The sequence below is a fragment of the Microbacterium sp. MYb72 genome, from assembly GCF_002979415.1.
Taxonomy (GTDB): Bacteria; Actinomycetota; Actinomycetes; order Actinomycetales; family Microbacteriaceae; genus Microbacterium; species Microbacterium natoriense.
On the sequence record NZ_PCOT01000064.1, the window covers coordinates 1 to 3,157 of the forward strand.

Annotated in this window: 4 protein-coding genes; 2 read left to right on the forward strand and 2 right to left on the reverse strand. The window is 71.9% G+C overall.

The annotated features are described in order from the left end of the window. Positions 1-82: 82 nt before the first annotated feature. Both CQ047_RS18600 and CQ047_RS18605 read left to right on the forward strand, forming a co-directional pair. Positions 83-958 carry a helix-turn-helix transcriptional regulator gene (locus CQ047_RS18600; protein ID WP_105677533.1) on the forward strand — a complete coding sequence of 292 codons (876 nt, stop codon included), beginning with the start codon at positions 83-85 and terminating at the stop codon, positions 956-958. Between the two features lie 86 nt (positions 959-1,044). Beyond that, positions 1,045-1,383, forward strand: coding sequence for a helix-turn-helix domain-containing protein (locus CQ047_RS18605; protein WP_105677535.1), 339 nt, complete (start codon positions 1,045-1,047; stop codon positions 1,381-1,383). A gap of 445 nt (positions 1,384-1,828) precedes the next feature. Here the strand turns inward: CQ047_RS18605 and CQ047_RS18610 are convergent, their stop codons facing one another. Together CQ047_RS18610 and CQ047_RS18615 are read right to left on the reverse strand one after the other, a co-directional pair. Beyond that, positions 1,829-2,419, reverse strand: a complete 591-nt coding sequence (locus tag CQ047_RS18610) for a ClpP family protease (RefSeq protein ID WP_105677536.1) — start codon at positions 2,417-2,419, stop codon at positions 1,829-1,831. Next, positions 2,416-3,030 carry a ClpP family protease gene (locus CQ047_RS18615; protein ID WP_105677537.1) on the reverse strand — a complete coding sequence of 205 codons (615 nt, stop codon included), beginning with the start codon at positions 3,028-3,030 and terminating at the stop codon, positions 2,416-2,418. The genes CQ047_RS18610 and CQ047_RS18615 overlap by 4 nt, the downstream gene beginning before the upstream one ends. Positions 3,031-3,157 lie beyond the last annotated feature (127 nt).

The window sequence follows — 3,157 nt, forward strand, 5'->3', positions numbered from 1 at the left end:
CCCGAACGTGCGAACCGCGCCCGCCGTGCGAGGTACCGTCAGTACCTGTCTCGTGGGGCCGACAGGGCGTACGGTCGAAGGCATGGACACCCGCAGCGAGGTGCGCGAGTTCCTCTCGTCGAGGCGCGCCCGCATCACCCCTGACCAGGCCGGACTCCCCGTGTACGGGGGCAACCGGCGCGTGCCGGGGCTCCGGCGCGAGGAGGTGTCGCTGCTGGCGGGCGTCAGCGTCGACTACTACACCCGCCTCGAGCGCGGAGACCTGTCCGGGGCGTCCGAGAGCGTGCTCGACGCCCTCGCCCGCGCGCTCCAGCTCGACGAGGCCGAGACCGCGCACCTGTTCGACCTCGCTCGCTCCGCCAACGCCGGCCCCGTTCCGCGCTCGCCCCGCACCAAGCCTGGACAGCTGCGGCCCAGCATCCTGCGTCTGCTCGACGCGATGACCGAGGCGCCGGCGATCGTGCGCGACAATCACTTCGACTACCGCGCGGCGAACGCGCTCGGCCGGGCGCTGTACGCCCCCGTGTTCGCGGAGCCGCGGCCCAACAGCGCGCGCTTCGCGTTCCTCAACCCTGCAGCTCAGGAGTTCTACCCCGAGTGGGAGCGCAACACGCAGGAGCTCGTCGCCGCGATGCGCGGCGAGGCCGGCCGCAACCCCTTCGACAAGAAGCTCACCGATCTCGTCGGAGAGCTGTCGACGCGCAGCGACCGGTTCCGCACCCTGTGGGCGGCGCACGACGTGCGTTTCCATCGCACGGGCCGCAAGCGCATCAACCACCCGGTCGTCGGCGAGATGGAGCTCACCTACGAGGCGTTCGAGCTTCCCGCCGACCCCGGACTCCAACTGTCGGCGTACACCGCGGAGCCCGGCTCGGCGTCGGCCGAGAAGCTGGGGCTGCTGGCGAGCTGGGCGGCGACGGATGCCGCGGCATCCGTCCGCCTCACCACGGAGGCCTGACGCGCCTCCGCGTGAGAGCAGTCCTGATCGTTCTGCTCAGAGCAGAATCGATGGATGCCGCGCCACGGCCCGACGTACCGTGAGGCATGGCCGCACTCGTCCCCTTCCCCCGTGCACCGCGTCGCCCCTCCGAGCCCGAGCCGCTGTGGCGGCAGCTGCTGGGCGACCAGCTGCGCCGCCGACGCCACGACCGCGACGAGACCCTCACCGAGACCGCAGAGAAGGCGGGCGTCTCACCCCAGTACCTCTCGGAGGTCGAGCGCGGACTCAAGGAGCCGTCGAGCGAGATGATCGCCGCGATCGCCGGCGCCCTCGACACGTCCCTGATCGAGCTCACCAGCGCCGTCGCCGACGAGCTGCGGTCGGAGCCGGCAACCGCATCCGCCGTCTCGTCCGCGCGGGGCGCGTTCGCCATCGCCGCCTGAGGAGCGGCGCGAATCCGGCATCCGTCGCCCGTGTCGCCCTCACGGCCCGACACTCTGTCGGCGCGGGGTGCCGCTCTGTCGGCGCGAATCCGGCATCCGTCGCCTGTGTCGCCCCCCACGGCCCGAGACTCTGTCGGCGCGGGTGCCGTTCTGTCGGCGCGAATCCGGCATCCGTCGCCTCGCCCTCCACGGCCCGACGGCCCGAGACTCTGTCGGCGCGGGTGCCGTTCTGTCGGCGCGAATCCGGCATCCGTCGCCTGTGTCTCCCCCCACGGCCCCACGGCCCGACACTCTGTCGGCGCAGGTGCCGTTCTGTCGGCGCGGTGCGTGCAGGCGCGCCGACAGAGCAGGTTCGGGGCCGACAGAACGTCAGGGCATCGCGGGAACCGCGACCGCGCATCCGACACGTTCCTTATCGCACCGGCGCCCCGCACGGCGTCCGGGGTCAGCCCCGCTCCCCCAGCACGGTGTCGATGAGGCCGTAGTCCCTGGCAGCGGATGCCGCGAACACGCGGTCCCTGTCGGTGTCGGCCCGCAGCTCGGCGACCGTGCGGCCGCTGTGCCTGGCGAGGATCTCCTCCATGTCCGCGCGCACCCGCACCACCTCGTCGGCCGCGAGGATCAGGTCGGGGATCGCGCCGCGCGACTGCCCGGCGGGCTGATGCAGCACGATGCGCGCGTGGGCGAGGGCGGACCGCTGACCCGGTGCTCCCGATGCGACGAGCAGCGCCGCGGGGCCGATCGCCTGGCCGACGCACGTCGTCGCGATCGTCGGACGGATGTGCTGCATGGTGTCGTAGATCGCGAGAGCGGCCCCTGGATCGCCGCCCTCGCTGTTGATGTAGAACTGGATGCCGCTCTCGGGGCTGTCGGCGTCGAGGTGCAGCAGCTGCGCGATGAGGGCGTTCGCGACCCCGGCGTCGATGCCGGTGCCGAGGTAGATCACACGTTCGGCGAGGAGGTGCGAATAGACGTCCATGACGCGCTCGCCCCGCGGATGCTGCGCGATCACGTTCGGGATCGTGTAGCTGCTCATGCGTCCGCCCCCAGCCCGACGCGGGCGCGTCTGCGGGGCATGATCTCGGCGAACGAGCCGACGATCTCGTCGATGAAGCCGTAGTCGCGCGCCTGCTCCGCCGTGTACCAGCGGTCGTGGAGAGAGTCCTCGAAGATGCGCTCCAGGGACTGACCGGTGTCGCCGGCGATGAGCCCGAGCACGGTGTCGCGCATGTGGCGGAGGTCGTCGGCCTGGGTCTCGATCTCGACCGCCGATCCGCCGATGCCCGCCGACCCCTGGTGCATGAGGATGCGCGCGTGCGGCAGGGCTCTGCGCTTGCCCTTCGTGCCCGCGGAGAGCAGGAACTGCCCGGCACTGCAGGCGAGGCCGAGGGCGAGCGTCGAGACGTCGTTCGGCACGAGCCTCATGAGGTCGCGGATCGCGAGCATCGAGGGAACCGAGCCTCCGGGCGAGTGGATCCACAGTGCGATGTCGGCCACGGGGTCCTCGGCCGAGAGGGTGAGGAGCTGCGTCATCAGCAGCGTGCCGTTGTCGTCGTCGAGGGCGCCGTCGAGCACGAGGATGCGGTCGTGGAACAGCGCACGCCGCGCTTCGGGGCCGAACTGCGGGATGGGGGTGTCTTCGCTCATGCCCCCAGCATCCGCCGCCCCGTCTCTGCGCTGACCGGTTTCTGCTGTGGGCGGTTCTGCCCTGAGCGGCGCCCACGCACCGACCGCCCCCTCGACGTCGTGTCGAGGGGGCGGTCTGCGGGGGTGG